Genomic DNA, 22,114 nt, shown 5'->3' on the forward strand with positions numbered 1-22,114 from the left:
ATGTTGGGAAAATTAACCCTTGATGCTGTTCCGTACCATGAGCCGATTATCATGGTTACGGTTGCCGCCATCATTCTTGGTGGTCTGGCTGTTGCTGGAGCAATCACTTACTTCGGTAAGTGGCAATACCTGTGGACTGAATGGCTGACGTCAGTCGACCATAAAAAACTGGGTATCATGTATATCATCGTGGCTTTCGTCATGTTGCTGCGCGGCTTTGCCGATGCGGTCATGATGCGTAGCCAGCAGGTGATGGCCTCGATGGGCGATCCAGGCTTCCTGCCGCCTCATCACTACGACCAGATCTTCACCGCTCACGGCGTGATCATGATCTTCTTCGTAGCAATGCCGTTCGTTATCGGTCTGATGAACATTGCTGTTCCTTTGCAGATCGGCGCGCGCGACGTGGCCTTCCCGTTCCTGAACAACCTGAGCTTCTGGTTCACGGCTGTGGGCGTGGTGCTGGTTAACCTGTCACTGGGTGTGGGCGAGTTTGCTCAGACCGGCTGGCTGGCTTATCCACCGCTTTCCGGCGCGGAATACAGTCCGGGGGTCGGGGTCGACTACTGGATCTGGAGTCTGCAGCTCTCCGGTATCGGGACGACATTAACAGGTATTAACTTCTTCGTTACTATCCTGAGAATGCGCGCTCCGGGCATGACCATGTTCAAAATGCCTGTGTTTACCTGGGCATCCCTGTGTACTAACGTACTGATCATCGTCTCCTTCCCGGTTCTGACCGTGACGCTGGCGCTGCTGACCCTTGACCGTTATCTGGGCTTCCATTTCTTTACCAACGAAATGGGCGGCAACATGATGATGTACGTCAACCTGATTTGGGTCTGGGGACATCCGGAAGTTTATATCCTGGTTCTGCCTGTCTTCGGCGTGTTCTCCGAAGTGGTTGCAACCTTCTCGAAAAAACGCCTGTTTGGTTACACCTCGCTGGTTTGGGCAACGGTTGTTATCACCGTCCTTTCCTTCATCGTGTGGCTGCACCACTTCTTTACGATGGGTGCCGGTGCGAACGTTAACGCCTTCTTCGGTATCATGACGATGATTATCGCCATCCCGACCGGTGTTAAGATCTTCAACTGGCTGTTCACCATGTACCAGGGCCGCATTCAGATGCACTCTGCCATGCTGTGGACCGTAGGCTTCCTGGTCACCTTCTCTGTAGGTGGTATGACCGGTGTTCTGCTGGCGGTGCCAGGTGCTGACTTCGTTCTGCACAACAGTCTGTTCCTGATTGCCCACTTCCATAACGTTATTATCGGTGGTGTGGTATTCGGTTGCTTTGCTGGCGTGACTTACTGGTTCCCGAAAGCGTTCGGCTTCTGCCTGAACGAAAAATGGGGTATCCGCGCCTTCTGGTTCTGGATCATTGGTTTCTTTGTTGCCTTTATGCCGCTGTACGCGCTGGGCTTCATGGGTATGACCCGTCGTCTGAGCCAGAATATCGATCCTCAGTTCCACACTCTGCTGGTGGTTGCGGCAGTCGGTGCTGCACTGATCGCTTGTGGCGTCCTGTGCCAGCTTACCCAGTTCTGGGTATCTGTACGTGACCGCGAGCAGCTGCGCGACCTGACCGGTGACCCGTGGGGCGGTCGTACGCTGGAGTGGGCAACCTCTTCACCACCACCGTTCTACAACTTTGCTGAAGTGCCTGTTATCCACGAGCGCGATGCGTTCTGGGAAATGAAAGAGAAAGGCGAAGCGTACAAACGTCCTGCTAAGTATGAAGAGATCCACATGCCGAAAAACAGCGGCGCGGGTCTGGTCATCGGTCTGTTCAGCATGGTGTTTGGTTTTGCCGCTATCTGGCACATCTGGTGGCTGGCTGGTCTCACCTTCCTCGGCATGATCCTTACCTGGATTATCAAGAGCTTCGACGATGACGTGGATTACTACGTTCCCGTTGCCGAGATCGAAAAAATCGAGAATCAGCACTTTGACGAAATTAGCAAAGCAGGTCTGAAAAATGTCAACTGAAACTCTGACTAAGCACCACGACGCCCATGCGGAGCATGGGCATCACGATGCAGGAGCCAATAAGCTGTTTGGCTTCTGGATCTACCTGATGAGCGACTGCATCATCTTCGCCACGCTGTTCGCGACCTATGCTGTTATGGTCAACAACACCGCTGGCGGCCCGTCAGGGAAAGATATTTTTGAATTACCGTTTGTTCTGGTTGAAACCGCCCTGCTGCTGTTCAGCTCCATTACCTACGGCTTTGCCGTTATCAGCATGGAAAAAGGGACTAAGTCTGCCGTTCTCGGCTGGCTGGGCCTGACCTTCCTGTTTGGTCTTGGCTTTATCGGGATGGAAATCTATGAGTTCCATCACCTGATTACCGAAGGCTTTGGTCCGCAGCGCAGCGGCTTCCTGTCGGCGTTCTTCACGCTGGTAGGTACGCACGGTCTGCACGTGACGTCAGGTCTGATCTGGATGCTGGTGCTGATGTATCAGGTTGCCACTAAGGGCCTGACCTCCACCAACCACACCCGCGTGATGTGCCTGAGCATGTTCTGGCACTTCCTGGACGTTGTCTGGATCTGCGTATTTACCATTGTTTATCTGCTGGGGGCCATGTAATGAGCAAGACATTAAGCGATCATGGTACCTCTCACGGTAACGTGAAGACTTATATGATCGGCTTTATTCTGTCGATCATTCTGACTGCGATTCCATTCTGGATCGTCATGGAAGGCGGCGCGTCTAAAACGACGATGCTGGCCGTGGTGGTGATTGCAGCCGTGGTACAGGTGCTGGTGCATCTTTATTACTTCCTGCACCTCAGCACGTCTACCGATCAGCGTTGGAATCTGGTGGCGATAGTGTTTTCCGCCGTCATCATTCTGATTGTCGTAGTGGGCTCTATATGGATTATGTGGAACCTCAATTACAACATGATGGTCCGTTAAAGAGTCGCCTGTGATGATTAAGCAATACCTGCAAGTAACGAAACCAGGAATTATTTTCGGGAATTTAATTTCTGTCATCGGGGGATTTCTGCTGGCTTCTAAAGGCAGCATCGACTATTCCCTGTTTCTCACCACCTTAGTCGGCGTCTCGCTGGTGGTCGCATCGGGTTGTGTTTATAACAACTTTATTGACCGCGACATCGACGTAAAAATGGAGAGAACCAGAAACCGTGTGCTGGTAAAAGGCCTCATTTCTCCGACAGTCTCTCTGGTTTATGCAACCGTTCTGGGTATTGCTGGATTCGCGTTGCTGTATCTCGGAGCAAACCCGCTGGCCATGTGGCTGGCGGTGATGGGCTTTGTGGTTTACGTCGGTATTTACAGCCTCTATATGAAGCGTAAATCCGTCTACGGCACGCTGATTGGTAGCCTTTCCGGCGCTGCGCCGCCGGTTATCGGCTACTGTGCCGTCAGCAACCAGTTCGACGCTGGCGCGCTGATCCTGCTGGCTATCTTTAGCCTGTGGCAGATGCCGCATTCCTATGCGATTGCTATCTTCCGCTTTAAAGATTACCAGGCAGCGAATATCCCGGTTCTGCCGGTGGTAAAAGGCATCTCCGTGGCGAAAAACCATATCACGCTGTATATCCTGGCGTTTATGGTTGCGACACTGATGCTGACGCTGGTGGGCTACGCGGGCTACAAATATCTGGTGGTCGCCGCCGCCGTGAGCGTATGGTGGCTGGGAATGGCGCTTTCGGGCTATAAGACGCAGAACGATCGCGTCTGGGCACGCAAGCTGTTCGTTTTCTCCATCGTCGCCATCACCGCGCTAAGCGTGATGATGTCGGTTGACTTTATGACGCCGGCCTCAAAGGATTTACTGACTTACGTCTGGTAACTTCCACCTCCTCCGAAGGGCGCGATTATCGCGCCCTTTCTTTTTGTTACCACTTCTCGTTAATAATAATTTTACCCACCTTTCCCAACGCCTTAAAATATGCTCACCAGATAAACTGAGGTAGTAATGAACGATAATAAAATGACTCCGGTCGAACTGCGTGCGACATGGGGTTTGGGAACGGTATTCTCCCTGCGTATGCTGGGCATGTTTATGGTTCTGCCCGTCCTGACCACTTACGGCATGGCATTACAGGGAGCCAGCGAAGCGCTGATAGGTCTTGCTATCGGCATCTACGGTTTGGCACAGGCCGTGTTTCAAATTCCTTTTGGTCTGCTTTCCGACCGTATCGGCCGCAAGCCGCTGATTGTCGGCGGACTACTGATTTTCGTGCTCGGCAGCGTGATTGCCGCCAGCACCAACTCTATTTGGGGTGTGATCCTGGGCCGCGCTTTACAGGGTTCCGGCGCGATTGCGGCGGCGGTAATGGCTCTGCTTTCCGACCTGACGCGCGAGCAGAACCGCACCAAAGCAATGGCCTTTATCGGTATCAGCTTCGGCGTTACCTTTGCGATTGCGATGGTGCTTGGGCCGATTGTGACCCATGCGCTTGGTCTGCATGCGCTGTTCTGGATGATTGCGCTGCTGGCGTCCAGCGGCATTGTGATCACGCTGCTGGTGGTGCCTTCTGCCTCTAACCATATGCTTAACCGCGAATCCGGCATTGTTAAGGGCAGCTTCCGCGCGGTGCTGGCCAACAGCCGCCTGGTCAAGCTGAACTTCGGCATTATGTGCCTGCATATTCTGCTGATGTCCAGCTTCGTGGCGCTGCCCGGCGAGTTCGAGCAGGCTGGCTTCCCGGCGGAGCAGCACTGGAAAGTCTATCTGGTCACCATGCTGATCGCTTTCTGCGGCGTGATCCCGTTTATTATCTATGCGGAAGTGAAGCGCCAGATGAAGCGGGTATTTATCGCCTGCGTGGCGATTATCCTGATCGCAGAAATCGTGCTCTGGGGCGCGGGCAACCACTTCTGGACGCAGGTCTTAGGCGTGCAGCTGTTCTTTATCGGCTTTAACCTGATGGAGGCGATTTTGCCTTCGCTGGTCAGTAAAGAATCGCCACCGGGCTATAAGGGCACCGCGATGGGCGTCTACTCCACCAGCCAGTTTATTGGCGTGGCGATCGGCGGTAGCCTGGGCGGCTGGCTGTATGGCCACTTCGATGCCTCCACCGTCTTTGTGGTCGGCGCTTTTATCGCCGTAGTCTGGCTGCTGGTGAGCTGCACCATGCAGGAGCCGCCGTACGTCAGCAGCCTGCGTATCGTGCTGCACGATGATATTACCGACACCGCCGCGCTGGAAAAACGCCTGAGGGCGCAGCCTGGCGTCGCCGCCGTCTTTATCGTGCCGGAAGAGCGAAGCGCCTACGTGAAGATTGACAGCAAAGTCACCAATCGCCCCGAGCTGGAAGCGCTGGTCGGCAGCTGCTGATTATCTGTTAATGGGGCCTGTCGCCCCATTATTTCCGGCCTCGCTCCCCGCCCTCCCCTCTTTGTCGCGCTGCGTAATGCCGTGATAACGCCTTTACGATGACAAAGTCTGGCGGAAGCGGTGGAATTCAGGCGGGGAAAACTGAATAAAAGGGCGATGCATCGCCCTTTTATTATTAATCGCGGAAGTTTTTAAACTGGAAAGGCTGCCCCAGGTCGCCGCCGCGCACCAGCGCCATCGCGCCCTGAAGATCGTCACGGGACTTACCGGTCACGCGCACTTCTTCACCCTGCACCTGAGACTGCACTTTCAGCTTGCTGTCTTTGATCAGCTTGACGATTTTTTTCGCCACGTCAGACGGGATGCCTTTTTTCAGTTTGACTTCCACGCTCCAGCTTTTGCCGCTGTGCTCAATCTCTTCCGGCACTTCCAGCGCGCCGCCTTCAATGCTGCGCTTGAGCAGTTTCTCGCGCAGAATATCGATCAGCTGCTTCACCTGAAAATCAGACTCGCTCAGCACCTTGATCGTTTCGTTTTTCTCGTTCAGCTCATAACTGGCCGTCACGTTGCGAAAATCGAAACGGGTGGAAATTTCACGGTTGGCGTTTTCAACGGCGTTGCGCACTTCCTGCAGGTCGATTTCAGATACGATATCGAATGATGGCATGATTTTTTCTCCTGATTCTGTTGTGACAGGCATAATACCGACTTAGCATCAGTAAAAAAACCATCGGCATGGAAAGCTATAATAAGAACAGCTCTGCCAGCGCGGCCTTCGGCCCGGCAGAATTAATCCAACCCGCTGCGGAGAGGAAGAATGAAGATTACCGTATTGGGATGCGGCGCTTTAGGGCAGATCTGGCTGGCTGCGCTGGACGCTCAGGGCAATGAGGTGCAGGGGTGGCTACGCGTACCGCAGCCTTATTGCTCGGTCAACGTGGTGGATCTTGAGGGCAACATAAGTAACAAAACCTTTATTGCCAACGACCCTGCTTTTTTAGCGGAAAGCGACCTGCTGCTGGTAACGCTGAAAGCGTGGCAGGTATCCGAAGCGGTAAAAAATTTGCGGTTTATTCTGCGTGAAGACTGCCCGATCCTGCTGCTGCATAATGGCATGGGCACACTTGACGAGCTTAAAATGCTCACGCAGCCGCTGCTGCGCGGGATCACGACCCATGCGGCAAAGCGCGACGGCACCATGGTTATCCATGTTGCTTCCGGCATTACCCACATCGGCCCGACTTCTCCGGACGGCGCCATGCTCAGCAGGCTGGCAGAAACGCTGCAACAGGCGCTGCCGGACGTCGCCTGGCATAACAATGTCTCCTCCGCCGCCTGGCAAAAGCTGGCCGTAAACTGCGTGATCAATCCGCTGACGGTTCAGTATGACTGCACCAACGGCGAGCTGCTTAACCATCCGCAGGAGGTGGCCCTGCTCTGCGATGAAGTGGCGATGGTTATGGAGCGTGAAGGTGAACATACCTCTCGCGAGGCGCTGCTGGACTACGTGAAAGAGATTATTACCGCGACCGCCGCCAATACCTCTTCCATGCTGCAGGATATCCGCGCGCAGCGGCGTACGGAGATTGACTATATTACCGGCTACGTTATCCGTCGTGCGCGGGCGCAGGGGCTGACCACGCCGGAAAACAGCCGACTTTATGAAATGATTAAGCGTAAGGAACAAGATTATGAGCGCGAGCGTACTGGTTTGCCTGGCACCTGGCAGTGAAGAAACCGAAGCCGTTACCACTATCGATCTGCTGGTGCGCGCGGGCTTCACGGTCACTACCGCCAGCGTAACGGATGACGGCAGCAAAGAAATCCGCTGTTCGCGCGGCGTACGGCTGTTAACCGATGCCACGCTGGTTGAGGTAGCCGACAACGATTTTGCCGCCATCGTGCTGCCCGGCGGCCTGAAAGGCGCGGAAGCCTTTCGCGACAGCCCGCTGCTGGTGGAAACGGTGCGGCAGTTTCACCAGTCCGGCCGTATTGTCGCGGCGATCTGCGCAGCGGCCGGCACGGTGCTGGTGCCGCATAAGCTGTTTCCGATTGCCAATATGACCGGCTTTCCCGGCCTCAAGGAAACTATTCCCGAAAGCCAGTGGATGGATAAACGCGTAGTTTGGGATCGCCGCTTCAATCTGCTCACCAGCCAGGCGCCCGGCACCGCGATCGACTTTGCCCTGAAGCTGATCGATCTGTTGGCAGGTAAAGAGAAAGCGCATGAGGTGGCGCAGCAGCTGGTGCCGGCGGCGGGTATTTTTGACTATCGGGAATGGGTGGAATAGATCCGGCCTGCGCGACTACCCGTTTGAGCGGCGTCGCTGACGGGCAAAGGCCTGCTGGCGACAGAGAAGCAGCCAGGCCAGCGCTTTAGCCGGTAACCTGTTGCGAACAAAAGCGGAGTTAAGAGATAAAAAAGGCGCTGAAGCCAGCGCCTTTTACCTTTCCGCTTACGGACGGTAAACCTTAACGTTTTTAAAGCCCTGCTCGTGTAAATAGAGCGCCTGCAAACGGCTCATTACGCCCCGATCGCAGTAAAGCAGCCAGGTTTTGCTCTGATCCAGATCGCCGAACTGGGTGCTGAGTTTATAGAACGGCATGCCTTTTACCTCAACGCCTTCCAGCTCCAGCGGCTTGTCATCCTGCTCGTCAGGCGAGCGGATATCCAGCACCACGTCGTTGTCGCCAAACGACACCACGGTTTCGACTTCCACCACTTCCTGCTCGGTCTCTTCCGCAATCTGACGGATATCGACATTGGTGGCTTCTTCGATAGCTTTCTCCAGCACGGCAAAATCAAAGTTCTGCTCTTCCGCTTCGATTTTCGCCTTTACCGCTTTTACCGTTGGGCTTTTCGAGATCACGCCGCAATACTCCGGCATGGTGCGGGCAAAATCTTCCGTGCCGATATGGCGCGCCAGCTTGATGATGTGCTCTTTGTCATGCGAAATCAGCGGGCGCAGGATCAGCGTATCGGAAGCGTTGTCGATCAGCCGCAGGTTAGTCAGCGTCTGGCTGGAGACCTGGCCCAGCGCTTCGCCGGTCACCAGCGCCTGCACGCCGTAGCGCTCGGCGATAGTCGAGGCCGCACGCACCATCATGCGTTTCAGCACCACGCCCATCTGGCCGTCGTCCACTTTTTCCAGAATCTCGCCAACCACCGGCTCGAAGTTGATAGCCACGAAGCGCACCTTGTGCGAGCGGCCAAAACGGTTCCACAGATAATGCGCCACCTGACGCACGCCGATTTCATGCGCCGCGCCGCCAAGGTTAAAGAAGCAGTAGTGCACGCGGCAGCCGCGACGCATCAGCATATAGCTGGACACGCCGGAGTCGAAGCCGCCGGAGATCAGCGACAGCACGTCTTCCTGGCTGCCGATAGGGAAACCGCCGATGCCTTCATAGCGTCCGGTGATCAGCAGCAGGCGATCGTCTTCGATCTCCAGGTTGACCGTGACCTGCGGATGGTTCAGCTTGACCTGCGCGCTCTGGACGTGCTGATTCAGCCCGCCGCCTACATAGCGCTCAACGTCCTGCGAGCTGAACTCATGCTTGCCGCGACGCTTGACGCGTACGGAGAAGGTTTTGCCTTCGATACGCTCGCGGTTCATCGCCAGCGTCTGCTCAAAAATGTTGTGCAGATCGGTATAGCCGCGCTCTTCGACTTCCAGCACGTGATGAATACCGGGAATGCGCGACAGTTCGTCAATAATATAGCCGCGCTGGCTTTCGTTTTTGGAACGGACTTCGATATGGTCCCAGTGGCGCACCACGGCCAGCGTCTCGTCGCACTGTTTCAATACGTTACGAATGTTCGTCGTTAACATTTTGATAAAACGCAGGCGAACGGACTGGCTTTTAATGGTGATTTCAGGGAATAATTTAATGATAAACTTCATGGTGGCACGGGCTCAACGGGCAATTAAGTGCTGAAATGGAGCGCACTTAGCTGGTAAAATCAGAGAATTGCAAAGTAGCTTACGCCCTTCACATCCAGGGGAGATGAGTGTATCACATCTGCCCGGCGACTGCTTCTTCAACAGCGCCCGGAATCATTATTTTGCTAATCAATTTGAGTCGGCTACCATGAGTGACCTGACAGACTAAAACATCACCGAGCAACCGTTATTATGCCGAAAAAAGCCGAACAGCCCGCCAGTTTTGAAACCTCGCTTGCCCAGCTGGAGCAAATTGTCTCCCGTCTTGAAAGCGGCGAGCTGCCGCTGGAAGAGGCGCTCAACGAATTTGAACGCGGCGTGCAGCTGGCGCGAGCGGGCCAGCAGAAACTGCAGCAGGCGGAACAGCGTGTGCAAATCCTGCTTAACGACGACAAAAATGGCGACCTTCAGCCCTTCACGCCGGAAAACGACTGATGGATTTTAGCGCTCTTCTTACCGCGCATCACGCGCGCGTCAACCAGGCTTTACAACGCTTTATTACCGCGCTGCCCTTTCAGCAGTCTCCGCTGGTGAATGCCATGGAGTACGGCGCGCTGCTCGGCGGCAAGCGCCTGCGCCCGTTTCTGGTGTATGCTACCGGCAAAATGTTTCATGCTGACGATGCCGCGCTGGATGCGCCCGCTGCGGCGGTCGAGTGCATTCATGCCTACTCGCTGATCCATGACGATCTGCCTGCGATGGACGATGACAGCCTGCGTCGCGGCCAGCCGACCTGCCATATTAAATTCAGCGAAGATACGGCTATTTTGGCCGGTGACGCGCTACAAACGCTGGCCTTCACTATACTTGCCGATACGCCTTTGCCTGGCGTAACGGCAGAGTACCGTATTGCGATGATTTCCGAGCTGGCGCAGGCCAGCGGCGTTGCGGGCATGTGCGGCGGCCAGGCGCTGGATCTGGCGGCGGAAGGCCAGCAGGTCGGTCTGCGCGAGCTTGAGCAAATTCACCGTTATAAAACCGGCGCGCTGATCCGTTGCGCGGTTCGCCTGGGCGCTTTGACCGCCGGCGACAGAGGACGCGACGCGCTGCCCGCGCTCGATCGCTATGCCGAAGCCATCGGCCTGGCGTTTCAGGTGCAGGACGATATTCTGGATGTGGTGGGCGACACCGCCATCATCGGCAAACGCCAGGGAGCCGATCAGCAGTTAGGAAAAAGTACCTACCCGGCGTTGATGGGACTTGAGCGCGCGCGGGCAAAAGCGTGGGAGCTCTGTCAGGAGTCGCTCAGCGCACTGGAAATACTTGCCGCGCAAGGCTTTGACACAGCATCACTACAGCTGCTTGCAAGTTACATAATTGAACGCAATAAATAACTTTCACAATGAGTCTCTGATGAGTTTTGATACTGCAAAATATCCAACGCTGGCGCAGGCCGCTTCGGTACAAGAACTACGTTCGCTTCCTAAAGAGAGCCTGCCAAAACTCTGTGATGAGCTACGACAGTATTTACTCGACAGCGTCAGCCGCTCCAGCGGCCACTTTGCCTCCGGACTGGGCGTGGTAGAGCTGACCGTTGCCCTGCACTATGTCTATAACACGCCTTTTGATCATTTGATTTGGGACGTGGGTCACCAGGCCTATCCGCATAAAATTCTGACCGGCCGCCGCGATCGTATTGGCACTATCCGTCAGAAAAACGGCCTGCATCCGTTCCCATGGCGCGACGAAAGCGAATATGACGTGCTGAACGTCGGCCACTCCAGTACCTCGATCAGCGCCGGACTGGGCATGGCCGTTGCCGCAGAGAAAGAAGGCAAAGGCCGCCGCACCGCCTGCGTGATCGGCGACGGCGCCATCACGGCGGGCATGGCGTTTGAGGCGATGAACCACGCGGGCGATATCAAATCCGATCTGCTGGTCGTGCTGAACGACAACGAGATGTCGATTTCGGAAAACGTCGGCGCGCTGAACAACCGCCTGGCGCAAATCCTTTCCGGTAAAACCTACTCGAAGCTGCGCGAAGGCGGCAAAAAAGTGCTGACCGGCCTGCCGCCGATCAAAGAGCTGGTCAGACGCACCGAAGAGCATCTGAAAGGTATGGTGGTGCCCGGCACGCTGTTTGAAGAGCTGGGCTTTAACTATATTGGCCCGGTCGACGGCCACGACGTGCTGACGCTGGTGCAGACGCTGAAAAACATGCGCGATCTGAAAGGCCCGCAGTTCCTGCATATCATGACCAAAAAAGGCAAAGGCTACGCCCCTGCGGAGAAAGATCCGATTAGCTGGCACGCCGTACCGAAATTCGATCCGGCCAGCGGCCTGCTGCCGAAAGCGATCGAAGGTCTGCCGAGCTACTCGAAGATTTTCGGCCAGTGGCTGAGCGAAACCGCCGCCGATGACAACAAGCTGATGGCCGTTACGCCTGCCATGCGTGAAGGCTCCGGCATGGTCAGCTTTTCGCGCGACTATCCGGCGCAATATTTTGACGTGGCGATTGCCGAACAGCACGCCGTCACCTTTGCCGCCGGACTGGCGATTGGCGGCTATAAGCCCGTGGTCGCCATTTACTCGACGTTTTTGCAGCGCGCCTACGATCAGCTGATCCACGACGTAGCGATCCAGAAGCTGCCGGTGCTGTTTGCTATCGATCGCGGCGGCATCGTTGGCGCGGACGGTCAGACGCACCAGGGCGCTTTTGATATCTCATTCCTGCGCTGCATTCCGAATATGGTGATCATGACGCCAAGCGACGAGAACGAATGCCGTCAGATGCTCTATACCGGCTATCACTATAGCGCTGGCCCAAGCGCGGTACGCTATCCTCGCGGCACCGGAACCGGCGCGGAGCTGCAGCCGTTGCAGTCGCTGCCGCTGGGCAAAGGCGTGGTGAAACGCGAAGGCGAGAAGCTGGCAATCCTGAACTTCGGCACGCTGCTGCCGGAAGCCGCCGCCGTCGCGGAATCGCTGAACGCCACGCTGGTGGATATGCGCTTTGTGAAGCCGCTGGACGAGGCGCTGATCGTTGAGCTGGCCGCCAGCCACGAGGCGCTGATCACGCTGGAAGAAGGCGCGATTAAAGGCGGCGCGGGCAGCGGCGTGATTGAAGCGCTGATGGCGAAACGCGTGCTGGTGCCGGTGCTGAATATCGGCCTGCCGGATGAGTTTATTCCGCAGGGCACCCAAGAAGAGATCCGCCACGATTATCAGCTGGACGCCGAAGGCATCGAACAGCAGATTAAGCGCTGGCTGGCGCTGTAATACCGCACGAGGCTCCCCTTCCGGGGAGCCTGTACCTGCTATGCTTAGGCCTTTGCGCCTTTTTAACATCAGCAGGAGCACGCATGAAAACCCTTCCGTTAGGCAATACCGATCTCACCGTTTCCCGTTTGTGCCTGGGCTGTATGACCTATGGCGAACCCCAACGCGGCCGCCACGCCTGGACACTGCCTGAAGAGAGCAGCCGCCCGCTGATCAAACAGGCGCTGGACGCGGGCATTAACTTCTTCGATACCGCCAACAGCTATTCCGACGGCAGCAGCGAAGAGATTGTGGGCCGCGCATTGAAAGACTACGCGCGCCGCGAAGATATCGTGCTGGCGACCAAAGTCTACTTTCCGATGAGTAATCTTGCCGGCGGCCTTTCACGCGCCAGCATTATGCAGTCGATTGATGACAGCCTGACGCGCCTGGGCACCGACTACGTGGATTTATTGCAGATCCACCGCTGGGACTACAACACGCCGCTGGAAGAGACGCTGGAGGCGCTGCACGACGTGGTGAAGGCCGGGAAAGCGCGCTATATCGGCGCGTCTTCTATGTATGCCTGGCAGTTCGCTAAGGCGCTCTACACGGCGGATCGTCACGGCTGGACAAGGTTTGTCAGCATGCAGGATCAGTACAATCTGATCCAACGTGAGGAGGAGCGCGAAATGCACCCGCTCTGCCAGGCAGAAAATATCGCCGTGCTGCCGTGGAGCCCGCTGGCGCGCGGTCGCCTGACCCGTCCGTGGGGTGAAACCACCGCGCGTACCGCTTCCGACGAATACGGCAGCACGCTGTATGCCAGAAGCGAAGAGAACGACGGCGTGATTGCGCAGCGCGTGGCGGCTATTGCCGAAGCTCGCGGTGTGAGCCGTGCACAGATAGCGCTGGCATGGCTGTTGGCAAAACCGGTGGTCACCTCGCCGATTATCGGCGCTTCACGCGCAGAGCAGCTGGCCGATCTGGTAAAAGCAGTGGATATTGAGCTGACGCAGGAAGAGATCGCGGAACTGGAAAGCGTTTATCAGCCGCATCACGTGGTGGGATTTGAATAAGCCGCGCCGCTGTTGCGCCAGGACTAAAGCATAAAGCAAAGAGGCCAGCTATGCTGGCCTCCTTTTTACACGGCTCGCTACAGCGCCAGATGGTGCCCGGCATAATAGAGAATACCGGCGGAAATAATGCCGGCGACAATATCATCTATCATAATGCCCATGCCCCCGTGGACGTTGCGGTCAAACCAGCGGATCGGCCACGGCTTCCACATATCCAGGATGCGGAAAATCACGAATCCGGCCAGCACCCACTGCCAGCTGTTCACCGGGATCGCCATCAGCGTGATCCACATACCGATAAACTCGTCCCAGACGATGCTGCCGTGGTCGTGCAGGCCCATATCTTTCGCGGTGCGATGGCAGAGATAAACGCCGATGCAGATGCCGAACATCACCAGCAGAGAGTAGATATCCGGCGGCAGAAACGACATCAGATACCAGAAAGGAATAGCCGCCAGCGATCCCATGGTGCCGGGCACCACCGGACTTAATCCGCTGCCAAAACCGGTTGCCAGCAGGTGCCAGGGATTGCTCATCTTCAGGCGTTTTTTCGCCTCGTGCTTATCCAAAGTGATCAAATCCTTTCAGTTTGCGCTCGACGGGCCGGTTGTTTTCCAGCAGTACCAGCCCTTCTGACTGCGGCGCCAGCTGGCCTACACAGGTAAAAGGCACGCCATAATGCCCCAGCGCCACGTCCAGCGCGCCGCGATTGATTTCCGGGACGGTAAAGCAGAGTTCGTAGTCTTCACCGCCGCTCAGCGCCCAGCTGATTGCCTGCTCCGGGTCAAAATGGCTTTTCATCACCCCAGAAAGCGGCAGCGCATCCAGATGCAGACGAGCGCCGCAGCCGCTGGCTTTCAGGATATGCCCCAAATCGGAGATCAGCCCGTCGGAGATATCGATAGCGGCGCTGGCCAGGTCGCGCAGCGCCTGCCCTTGCAGAATGCGCGGCATCGGGCGCAAGTGGCGTTTGATTAAGGCTTCATGCGCGGCGGGATCGTTAATTTTGATATGGTGCTGCAACAGCGCCAGGCCTGCCGCGCTGTCGCCCAGCGTGCCGGTAACGTAAATCCAGTCGCCGGGCTTTGCGCCAGACCGCTTCAACGCCCTGCCCTGCGGCACCAGGCCGTGAATGCTCAGCGTCATGCTCAGCGGGCCGCGCGTGGTATCGCCGCCGATCAGCTGCATATTGTAATAATCCAGCAGTTCGAACAGGCTGTCGCTGAACTCTTTCAGCCAGGCTTCGTTTACCTCGGGCAGCGTCAGCGCCAGCGTCAGCCAGGCGGGATCGGCGCCCATTGCCGCCAAATCGCTGAGATTGACCGCCAGCGCTTTATAACCGAGATCGGCGGGATGGATGTCACGCAAAAAGTGTACGCCCGCTACCAGCGTATCGGTGCTGATCGCCAGCGTCTGTTTTTCGGGCAGGTTAAGCAGGGCGCAGTCATCGCCAATGCCTTTTTCCACATCACGACGAGAGCTAGTTATGCGATCAAAATAGCGCGTGATAAGTTCAAATTCGCCACATGCCATAATGCTTTCCAGCAGAAAAAAGGAAGAAGGCCGGATAAGACCGGCCTGAGAGGATTACTTCTTGTTGGGGCGGATATGCGGAGCGGCTTTATCCAGCACGCCGTTAACGAACTTGTGGCTGTCTTCAGCGCCAAACACTTTCGCCAGCTCAATCCCCTCGTTAATAGCCACTTTGTAGGGAACGTCGGAGCGCTTGCTCAGCTCGTACAGCGAAATGCGCAGAATCGCCTTCTCCACCTGACCCAGCTCTTCCAGCTGGCGGGAAAGGTAAGGCTTCATCAGGCCGTCAAGGTACGCGCTGTTGGTCGCAACGCCGCCCAGCAGCTCGCGGAAATAGCTGATATCAACGTCTTTGACGTCTTGCTCCGCCAGAAACTGGTATTCGACATCAGAGATGTCGTTCTTTGACAACTGCCAGGAGTAAAGCGCCTGGACAGCACATTCACGGGCGCGGCGACGAGCAGCAGGTTTCACAAAATTCCCCTTAAAATCAGGCTTTGATGGCTTTCAATACGTTAATCATTTCAAGTGCGGTCAGAGCGGCTTCCGCCCCTTTGTTACCCGCTTTGGTTCCGGCGCGCTCAATGGCCTGCTCGATGTTTTCCGTCGTCAGAACACCAAAGGCAACCGGAATATCGCTGTTCATAGCGACGCTGGCCAGGCCAGAACTGGCTTCGCCAGCAACATATTCGAAGTGGGCGGTGCCACCGCGGATCACGGTGCCCAGTGCCACAACCGCGTCGTATTTGCCGGCGTTCGCCAGCGCACGCGCCGTCATTGGCATTTCATAGGCGCCCGGCACCCAGATAACGGTGATGTTTTCATCTTTTACCTGGCCGATACGCTTCAGCGCATCAAGGGCACCGCTCAGCAGGCTGTCGTTGATAAAATTGTTGAAACGCGCAATAACAATGGCCACGCGCGCGTCAGGAGTAGCAACAGCAGCTTCAATAACGTTCATAATCTTCCTTTCAGGGTTTGTTATGGCCCCGCAGGGGGGCGGATTCTATCACACTCTTTAACGCTCTGCTTCCGCTTTTCTGCAGAGCGCTATCGCGGCGTCAGCGTCAGGCGCAAATCTGGCCCAACCTGACGACTATCGCTGAATATAAACGTCGGCGCTTCAGCAAGTTGTGCTAAAGCGGGCAGATGGCACAAACCGCGTGCCGCATCGCCCAATAATTTCGGCGCAAGATAAACGATCAGCTCATCAACCACGCCCGCGCTCAGCAGCGCACCGGAAAGCGCAGCGCCTGCTTCTACCCAGACGCTGTTGATCTGGCGGCGTCCCAGCAGCATCAGCAGGGAAACCAGATCGGTTTGCCCATTGAGGCGCGGCACGCAAAATTGTTGCACGTTATCCGGCCAGCTTAGCCCGTCGGGCTGCTGACGCGCCAGCCAGGTTTCCCCCGGCTGGGAAATCAGCCGATGCTGCGGCGTAACGCGATTGTGGCTGTCGATAACCACTCTGACCGGCTGGCGTAAATCCTGCTGCGCATAGATTGCGCGCACGTCCTGGTTCAGCTCGTCCCAGCGCACGGTCAGCGAGGGATCGTCCGCCCGCACCGTCGCGCTGGTGGTCAGGATCGCGGCGCTTTGCGCCCGCAGGCGCTGCACGTCGCGTCGCGCCTCTGGCGAGGTGATCCACTGGCTTTCGCCGCTTGCCATTGCCGTACGGCCATCCAGCGACGCGCCCAGCTTCAGCTGCACCCAGGGAAAGCCGGTGCGCATCCGCTTCAGAAAGCCGCGATTCAGCGCTTCCGCTTCCTGCATCATCAGCCCGTGGCTGACCTCGATACCGGCCTGCTGCAAGCGGTAAAGGCCGCGCCCCGCCACTTCCGGGTTGGGATCCTGCATGGCGGCGACGACTCGGGCTACGCCTGCGGCAATCAACGCCTCACAGCATGGCGGCGTGCGGCCATGGTGGCTACAGGGCTCCAGCGTGACGTAAGCCGTCGCGCCGCGCGCCTTTTCGCCAGCCATACGCAGAGCGTGAACTTCAGCATGGGGTTCGCCTGCGCGAAAATGGTAGCCTTCGCCGACAATCTCCCCGTCGCGTACAATAACGCAGCCTACGTTCGGATTGGGCGTTGTGGTAAAGCGTCCGCGCCTGGCCAGTTCAAGCGCGCGGGCCATATAGATTTCATCCATGCCTTAATCCTGTAAGCGGGCGATCTCTTCGCCGAATTCGCGGATATCTTCAAAGCTGCGGTAAACCGAGGCGAAGCGAATATAGGCCACCTTATCCAGCTTTTTCAGCTCGTCCATCACCAGATTGCCGATCATCTTGCTGGGTACTTCCCGTTCGCCGGTGGAGCGCAGCTTGCTTTTGATATGGCTGACGGCGTTTTCAACGTCGTCCGAGCTGACCGGCCGCTTCTCCAGCGCCTTCATGATACCGCTGCACAGCTTGTCTTCATTGAAGGGCTCACGGATATCATTGCTTTTCACCACGCGCGGCATCACCAGCTCGGCCACTTCAAAAGTGGTGAAGCGTTCATGGCACACCAGGCACTGACGGCGACGGCGCACCGAGGTTCCTTCCCCCACAAGGCGGGAATCGATAACTTTGGTATCCACAGCAGAACAGAACGGGCAATGCATGATAATTCCTGGATCCTGGAAAAGTGAACACAGTGTAGCGCGAAGTGGCGAGCAACAAAATATCGGGTTGCCCTTCTTTCCCCCGCCGAATCGCTTTGTCTGGCATCTGACCAGGTATCTCCTCGTTCTTCCGCTATAATGAGAGAACGCTCAGGCGTAACTTTTTTAAAAACAAGGATTAGCCGGAGGAAATATGGGTTTATTTAACTTTGTAAAAGAAGCTGGCGAGAAGCTGTGGGATTCCGTAAGCGGCGCTGGTGAAGACCAGAGCGCGAAGCTGAAAGAATATATCCACAAGCTGGGCCTGCCGGGCAGCGACAAGGTGGACGTTAAGGTGGATGGCGATAAGGCCAGCATCAGCGGCGACAGCATTTCGCAAGAGCTGAAGGAAAAAATCCTGGTAGCGGCCGGTAACGTAGCCGGTATCACCCACGTTGAGGATAATGTGAAGGTGGCTGAAACCGCGACCGAAGCAAAATTCTATACGGTGAAGAAAGGCGACACGCTGAGCGCTATCTCGAAAGAAGTGTATGGCGATCCGAACAAGTACAATCAAATCTTTGAGGCTAACAAGCCGATGCTCTCCGATCCGAACAAGATCTATCCGGGTCAGACCTTACGCATTCCTCAGTAGGCAATTATGGCCGGATACCTGAAAAAGGCCTCGCTGCTGCCGCTGGTTGTTTTGCTGGCAAGCTGCGCCTCACCGCAGCAGCCGCAGATCAACAAGCTGCATAACCAGGTGGGCAAGCTCAACAATGAGATGCAGCAGCTTACCGAGCAGGCAACGGCGCTGACGCGGCAGAATATGCTTAACGGCAATTCTACCCAGGGCGCCTGGCTGCTGCCGGCCACCAATACGGCCGTGCCGCTGCAAAGCCAGCTGGGCGAGGTGAAGCTGTCGCTGAGCCATATAGAAAATGAAGCCAACGGCACGCGGGCGATGCTGCATATTCGCTCTGCCGGCGACAACAATCTGCCTGCGTTCAGCGCAACGGTAGAATGGGGCGAGCTGGATCCGACTACCGGCAAACCGCTACAGGTAAACAGCCAGAGCCAGACCTTCAGCGTGGCGGCCTCGTTGCTGCCTCGTAGCGAAGTCACGGTGCCGCTGCGCCTGAGCAATCTGCCGCCGGAACAGCTGGGCTATGTCCGGGTTCATGACGTTGTGGCCCAGACGAAACCATAAAAAAAGCGCCGCAGATGCGGCGCTTTTTATTTAACAGCGGAAAGCTTAAGGCAGAATCGAAGGCTGATCGGCGCCCTCTTTCTCCACTTTCTGCTGCAGCAGATGCTCGCGTTTCATCCCCAGTTTCAGCGCCAGCGCCGAGGCCACGTAGATAGATGAAATTGTCCCGATGGACACGCCGATTAGCATGGTCAGCGAGAAGCCTTCCAGCAGCGCGCCGCCAAAGATAAACAGCATCAGCACCACCACCAGCGTGGTGGCGGAGGTCATAATAGTACGGCTCAGCGTCTGCGTCAGCGAGACGTTGAAGATTTCGTAAGGCGTACCGCGACGGATCTTGCGGAAGTTCTCACGAATACGGTCCGATACCACGATGCTGTCGTTCAGCGAGTAACCGATAACCGACATCAGCGACGCGATAATGGTCAAATCAATCTCAATATGGAACAGAGAAAGAATGCCCATGGTGATAATCACGTCATGCGCCAGCGCCAGCACGGCGCCTAACGCCAGTCGCCACTCGAAGCGGAAACCGACGTAAACCAGGATGGCTATCAGCGCCACCAGCAGCGCCATGCCGCCGGTCTGCGCCAGATCGCTGCCCACGCTTGGGCCAACAAACTCAATGCGCTTCACGGTGCCGTTTTGCGCCGTCGCCTGATTGATAATGCTGACGACCTTGTTGCCCAGCTCCTGGCCCGCGTTGCCTTCGTGCGGCGACATACGCACCAGCACGTCGCGGCTGCTGCCGAAGTTCTGCACCTGCGGATCGGTAAAGCCCGCTTTCTCCAGCGCGCCGCGCAGGTTATCCAGCTCGGCCGGTTTCTCCAGGGTAATTTCAATCACCGTACCGCCGGTGAAATCCAGACCCCAGTTAAACCCTTTCAGGCCCATGATCGCAAATGAGGCGATCAGCAGCAGGCCGGAAAGAGTAAAGGCCAGCTTGTCCCAGCGCATAAAGTCATGGACTTTACGGCCGTAGTTCAGTTGTTCAACGCTATAGTCCTGTGCCACAACGCACTCCTCAAATAGACAGCTTGTTGATGCGTTTACCGCCGTACAGCAGGTTGACGATGGCGCGGGTACCGACAATAGCGGTAAACATAGAGGTCACTACACCGATAGCCGTGGTGATAGCGAAGCCTTTAATGGATCCCGTACCGACAGCATAAAGGATAATAGCCGTGATCAGCGTGGTGACGTTGGCGTCGATAATACTGGAGAACGCGCCGCTGTAGCCTTCATGGATCGCCTGCTGAACGGAGCGTCCGTTCTTCAGCTCTTCCTTGATACGTTCGTTAATCAGTACGTTAGCATCAACGGCGACCGCCAGCGTCAGCACGATACCGGCAATACCCGGCATGGTCAGCGTGGCGCCGGGCAGCAGAGACATAATCCCCACAATCAGCACCAGGTTTGCCACCAGCGCAGTGGTCGCAATCACGCCGAATTTACGGTAGTAAACCACCATAAACACGATAGAGGCGATCAGGCCCCACAGGCAGGCTTCCAGACCCTGAGTAATGTTCTGCGCGCCCATAGTTGGACCAATGGTGCGTTCTTCCACAATCTGGATTGGCGCAATCAGCGCGCCCGCACGCAGCAGCAGCGACAGCTGACGCGCTTCGTTTGGATTGCTGATGCCGGTGATGCGGAAGCTGTTGCCCAGGCGAGACTGGATATTCGCGACGTTAATCACTTCTTCCTGCTTTGCCAGGATAGCGCGACCGTTGGCGTCTTTCTTACCGCTGTCTTTGTATTCCACAAACAGCGTTGCCATCGGCTTGCCGATATTATCCTTGGTGAAGTTGGACATGATGTTGCCGCCCGCGCTGTCCAGCGAGATGTTAACCTGTGCCTGGTTGTACTCATCCATGCTCGACGTCGAGTCAGTGATGTGATCACCGGTCAGGATCACGCGCTTGTACAGCGTTACCGGCTGGCCGTCGCGGGTATTTTTCACTTCGGAATCGCCCGGTACGCGGCCGTTGGCGGCAGCGGTAGGATCGACGGAGGTGTTAACCAGACGGAATTCCAGCGTGGCGGTCGCGCCCAGGATCTCTTTAGCACGCGCGGTATCCTGAATACCCGGCAGCTCGACCACGATGCGGTCAGCGCCCTGACGCTGCACCAGCGGTTCGGCAACGCCAAGCTGGTTCACGCGATTACGCAGGATAGTAATGTTCTGCTGAACCGCATATTCGCGCGCTTCACGCAGGCGGTCATCCGACATGACCGCACGCAGCAGGTTGCTGCCGCTGGCGTTGATCACCAGATCGCGATGGCGGCCGGTCAGATAGCTGACGGCGTCGTCACGCGCCTGTGCGTCACGGAAACGAATTTCCAGACCGTAGTTATCGGTTTTACGCACGTTGGTGTAGGGAATATTTTTGTCGCGCAGATCGCTTCTGAGGTTATCGATATTCTGCTCCTGGAGCTTGCCCAGGGCGGTATCCATATCGACTTCCATCAGGAAGTGCACGCCGCCGCGCAGATCGAGACCGAGTTTCATCGGTTCTGCGGCCAGCATACTCAGCCAGCCTGGCGTGGCTGGAGCAAGGTTGAGCGCGACAACGTAGTCTTCGCCCAGCGTTTTGATGATGGCGTCACGAGCGCGCAGCTGCACGTCGCCGTTAGCGAAGCGCGCCATGATAGCGCCGTTTTCCAGCGCAATGGATTTGCTCTGGATTTTCTCTTCGTTTAAAACATTCTGGATCTGATTCAGCGTCTGTTCACTGGCGGCGCTTCCGCGCGCGCCGGTGATCTGAACAGCCGGATCCTCACCATACAGGTTGGGAAGCGCATAGAGCAGACCGACGATAAGCACGACGATCAGCATGATGTACTTCCACAAAGGATAACGGTTTAACACGGCAGTTCCCTTAGGGAAAACAAAAAATTACAGCGCCTTCATCGTACCTTTCGGCAGAACGGCAGCCACGAAATCACGTTTGACCACAACTTCCGTCGTCTCGTTCAGCGCGATAGCTACATAGCCGGTATCCGCCACTTTGGTTACGCGTCCGACCAGGCCGCCGGTGGTCAGCACTTCGTCACCCTTGCTGATGGAATCCATCAGTTTTTTATGCTCTTTGCTACGTTTCTGCTGTGGACGCAGGATCATGAAATAGAAGATCAGACCAAAAACCACCAGCATGATGACCAGCGAATACGGGCTTCCCTGTGCTGGCGCACCCGCAGCAGCCACTGCATCAGAAATGAACAAGCTCATTAATTTTCCCTCATTGAT

24 protein-coding genes are annotated in these 22,114 nt (G+C 56.4%); 13 read left to right on the forward strand and 11 right to left on the reverse strand.

Annotated elements, in window-relative coordinates:
- The 5 genes from cyoB (at position 1) to AB6T85_RS18160 (ending at position 5,317) form a co-directional block, all read left to right on the forward strand.
- A complete protein-coding gene (gene cyoB / locus AB6T85_RS18140; protein WP_253455059.1) occupies positions 1-1,992 on the forward strand; it encodes a cytochrome o ubiquinol oxidase subunit I in 1,992 nt (663 codons plus the stop codon).
- Entirely contained in the window at positions 1,982-2,596 is a 615-nt protein-coding gene (locus tag AB6T85_RS18145; protein ID WP_253455061.1) for a cytochrome o ubiquinol oxidase subunit III, read from the forward strand. Before cyoB ends, AB6T85_RS18145 begins: the two co-directional genes overlap by 11 nt.
- Positions 2,596-2,925 carry a cytochrome o ubiquinol oxidase subunit IV gene (locus AB6T85_RS18150; protein ID WP_125288421.1) on the forward strand — a complete coding sequence of 110 codons (330 nt, stop codon included), beginning with the start codon at positions 2,596-2,598 and terminating at the stop codon, positions 2,923-2,925. The genes AB6T85_RS18145 and AB6T85_RS18150 overlap by 1 nt, the downstream gene beginning before the upstream one ends.
- Positions 2,926-2,938: 13 nt before the next feature.
- The gene (gene cyoE, locus AB6T85_RS18155) at positions 2,939-3,826 is read left to right on the forward strand and encodes a heme o synthase (protein ID WP_125288628.1); all 888 of its coding nucleotides are present in this window, start codon (positions 2,939-2,941) and stop codon (positions 3,824-3,826) included.
- Positions 3,827-3,952: 126 nt separating this feature from the next.
- Positions 3,953-5,317 (forward strand): MFS transporter, encoded by a 1,365-nt coding sequence (locus AB6T85_RS18160; RefSeq protein ID WP_253455063.1) that lies wholly within the window; start codon positions 3,953-3,955, stop codon positions 5,315-5,317.
- 175 nt (positions 5,318-5,492) lie between these two features.
- Here the strand turns inward: AB6T85_RS18160 and AB6T85_RS18165 are convergent, their stop codons facing one another.
- The gene (locus AB6T85_RS18165) at positions 5,493-5,984 is read right to left on the reverse strand and encodes a YajQ family cyclic di-GMP-binding protein (RefSeq protein WP_301252322.1); all 492 of its coding nucleotides are present in this window, start codon (positions 5,982-5,984) and stop codon (positions 5,493-5,495) included.
- 150 nt (positions 5,985-6,134) lie between these two features.
- Here AB6T85_RS18165 and panE point away from each other — a divergent pair, with 150 nt between their 5' ends.
- A complete protein-coding gene (gene panE, locus AB6T85_RS18170; protein ID WP_369896324.1) occupies positions 6,135-7,049 on the forward strand; it encodes a 2-dehydropantoate 2-reductase in 915 nt (304 codons plus the stop codon).
- The gene (gene yajL, locus AB6T85_RS18175) at positions 7,009-7,608 is read left to right on the forward strand and encodes a protein deglycase YajL (protein ID WP_253455067.1); all 600 of its coding nucleotides are present in this window, start codon (positions 7,009-7,011) and stop codon (positions 7,606-7,608) included. Before panE ends, yajL begins: the two co-directional genes overlap by 41 nt.
- Positions 7,609-7,773: 165 nt before the next feature.
- On the opposite strand, the gene thiI is transcribed toward yajL, so the two are convergent.
- A complete protein-coding gene (gene thiI / locus AB6T85_RS18180; RefSeq protein ID WP_125288416.1) occupies positions 7,774-9,222 on the reverse strand; it encodes a tRNA uracil 4-sulfurtransferase ThiI in 1,449 nt (482 codons plus the stop codon).
- 231 nt (positions 9,223-9,453) lie between these two features.
- Between thiI and xseB the strand changes: the two genes are divergently transcribed.
- The 4 genes from xseB (at position 9,454) to AB6T85_RS18200 (ending at position 13,538) form a co-directional block, all read left to right on the forward strand.
- On the forward strand, positions 9,454-9,696 hold the full coding sequence (xseB, locus tag AB6T85_RS18185) for an exodeoxyribonuclease VII small subunit (protein WP_125288415.1): 243 nt from the start codon (positions 9,454-9,456) through the stop codon (positions 9,694-9,696).
- Positions 9,696-10,595, forward strand: coding sequence for a (2E,6E)-farnesyl diphosphate synthase (gene ispA, locus AB6T85_RS18190; protein ID WP_369896325.1), 900 nt, complete (start codon positions 9,696-9,698; stop codon positions 10,593-10,595). Before xseB ends, ispA begins: the two co-directional genes overlap by 1 nt.
- 19 nt (positions 10,596-10,614) lie before the next feature.
- Positions 10,615-12,480 carry a 1-deoxy-D-xylulose-5-phosphate synthase gene (gene dxs / locus AB6T85_RS18195; RefSeq protein WP_253455070.1) on the forward strand — a complete coding sequence of 622 codons (1,866 nt, stop codon included), beginning with the start codon at positions 10,615-10,617 and terminating at the stop codon, positions 12,478-12,480.
- Positions 12,481-12,563: 83 nt separating this feature from the next.
- Positions 12,564-13,538, forward strand: a complete 975-nt coding sequence (locus AB6T85_RS18200; RefSeq protein WP_369896326.1) for an aldo/keto reductase — start codon at positions 12,564-12,566, stop codon at positions 13,536-13,538.
- A 77-nt stretch (positions 13,539-13,615) separates the two neighbouring features.
- On the opposite strand, the gene pgpA is transcribed toward AB6T85_RS18200, so the two are convergent.
- The 6 genes from pgpA to nrdR form a co-directional block, all read right to left on the reverse strand.
- Positions 13,616-14,107, reverse strand: coding sequence for a phosphatidylglycerophosphatase A (pgpA, locus tag AB6T85_RS18205; RefSeq protein WP_369896327.1), 492 nt, complete (start codon positions 14,105-14,107; stop codon positions 13,616-13,618).
- The gene (gene thiL, locus AB6T85_RS18210) at positions 14,100-15,071 is read right to left on the reverse strand and encodes a thiamine-phosphate kinase (protein ID WP_301252317.1); all 972 of its coding nucleotides are present in this window, start codon (positions 15,069-15,071) and stop codon (positions 14,100-14,102) included. The genes pgpA and thiL overlap by 8 nt, the downstream gene beginning before the upstream one ends.
- Before the next feature lie 54 nt (positions 15,072-15,125).
- On the reverse strand, positions 15,126-15,545 hold the full coding sequence (nusB, locus tag AB6T85_RS18215; RefSeq protein ID WP_125288408.1) for a transcription antitermination factor NusB: 420 nt from the start codon (positions 15,543-15,545) through the stop codon (positions 15,126-15,128).
- A gap of 16 nt (positions 15,546-15,561) precedes the next feature.
- Positions 15,562-16,032 (reverse strand): 6,7-dimethyl-8-ribityllumazine synthase, encoded by a 471-nt coding sequence (gene ribH, locus AB6T85_RS18220; protein ID WP_125288407.1) that lies wholly within the window; start codon positions 16,030-16,032, stop codon positions 15,562-15,564.
- Positions 16,033-16,121: 89 nt separating this feature from the next.
- Positions 16,122-17,222: a bifunctional diaminohydroxyphosphoribosylaminopyrimidine deaminase/5-amino-6-(5-phosphoribosylamino)uracil reductase RibD gene (gene ribD / locus AB6T85_RS18225; RefSeq protein ID WP_253455074.1), complete on the reverse strand. Its 1,101-nt coding sequence runs from the start codon at positions 17,220-17,222 to the stop codon at positions 16,122-16,124.
- A 3-nt stretch (positions 17,223-17,225) separates the two neighbouring features.
- The gene (gene nrdR, locus AB6T85_RS18230; RefSeq protein ID WP_125288405.1) at positions 17,226-17,675 is read right to left on the reverse strand and encodes a transcriptional regulator NrdR; all 450 of its coding nucleotides are present in this window, start codon (positions 17,673-17,675) and stop codon (positions 17,226-17,228) included.
- 193 nt (positions 17,676-17,868) lie between these two features.
- On the opposite strand from nrdR, the gene lysM reads away from it, so the two are divergent.
- Both lysM and AB6T85_RS18240 read left to right on the forward strand, forming a co-directional pair.
- Positions 17,869-18,309: a peptidoglycan-binding protein LysM gene (gene lysM, locus AB6T85_RS18235; RefSeq protein ID WP_125288404.1), complete on the forward strand. Its 441-nt coding sequence runs from the start codon at positions 17,869-17,871 to the stop codon at positions 18,307-18,309.
- A gap of 6 nt (positions 18,310-18,315) precedes the next feature.
- Positions 18,316-18,864 carry a SadB/YajI family lipoprotein gene (locus AB6T85_RS18240; RefSeq protein WP_253455076.1) on the forward strand — a complete coding sequence of 183 codons (549 nt, stop codon included), beginning with the start codon at positions 18,316-18,318 and terminating at the stop codon, positions 18,862-18,864.
- 45 nt (positions 18,865-18,909) lie between these two features.
- Here AB6T85_RS18240 and secF read toward each other — a convergent pair whose 3' ends face one another.
- The 3 genes from secF to yajC are packed head-to-tail and all read right to left on the reverse strand — an operon-like array spanning position 18,910 to position 22,096.
- Positions 18,910-19,878 (reverse strand): protein translocase subunit SecF, encoded by a 969-nt coding sequence (gene secF / locus AB6T85_RS18245; protein ID WP_253455077.1) that lies wholly within the window; start codon positions 19,876-19,878, stop codon positions 18,910-18,912.
- Positions 19,879-19,888: 10 nt separating this feature from the next.
- The gene (gene secD / locus AB6T85_RS18250; protein WP_369896328.1) at positions 19,889-21,736 is read right to left on the reverse strand and encodes a protein translocase subunit SecD; all 1,848 of its coding nucleotides are present in this window, start codon (positions 21,734-21,736) and stop codon (positions 19,889-19,891) included.
- Positions 21,737-21,763: 27 nt separating this feature from the next.
- Entirely contained in the window at positions 21,764-22,096 is a 333-nt protein-coding gene (yajC, locus tag AB6T85_RS18255) for a preprotein translocase subunit YajC (protein WP_125288400.1), read from the reverse strand.
- Between the last annotated feature and the right edge of the window lie 18 nt (positions 22,097-22,114).

It is taken from the genome of Erwinia aeris, from assembly GCF_041224955.1.
Taxonomy (GTDB): Bacteria; Pseudomonadota; Gammaproteobacteria; order Enterobacterales; family Enterobacteriaceae; genus Erwinia; species Erwinia aeris.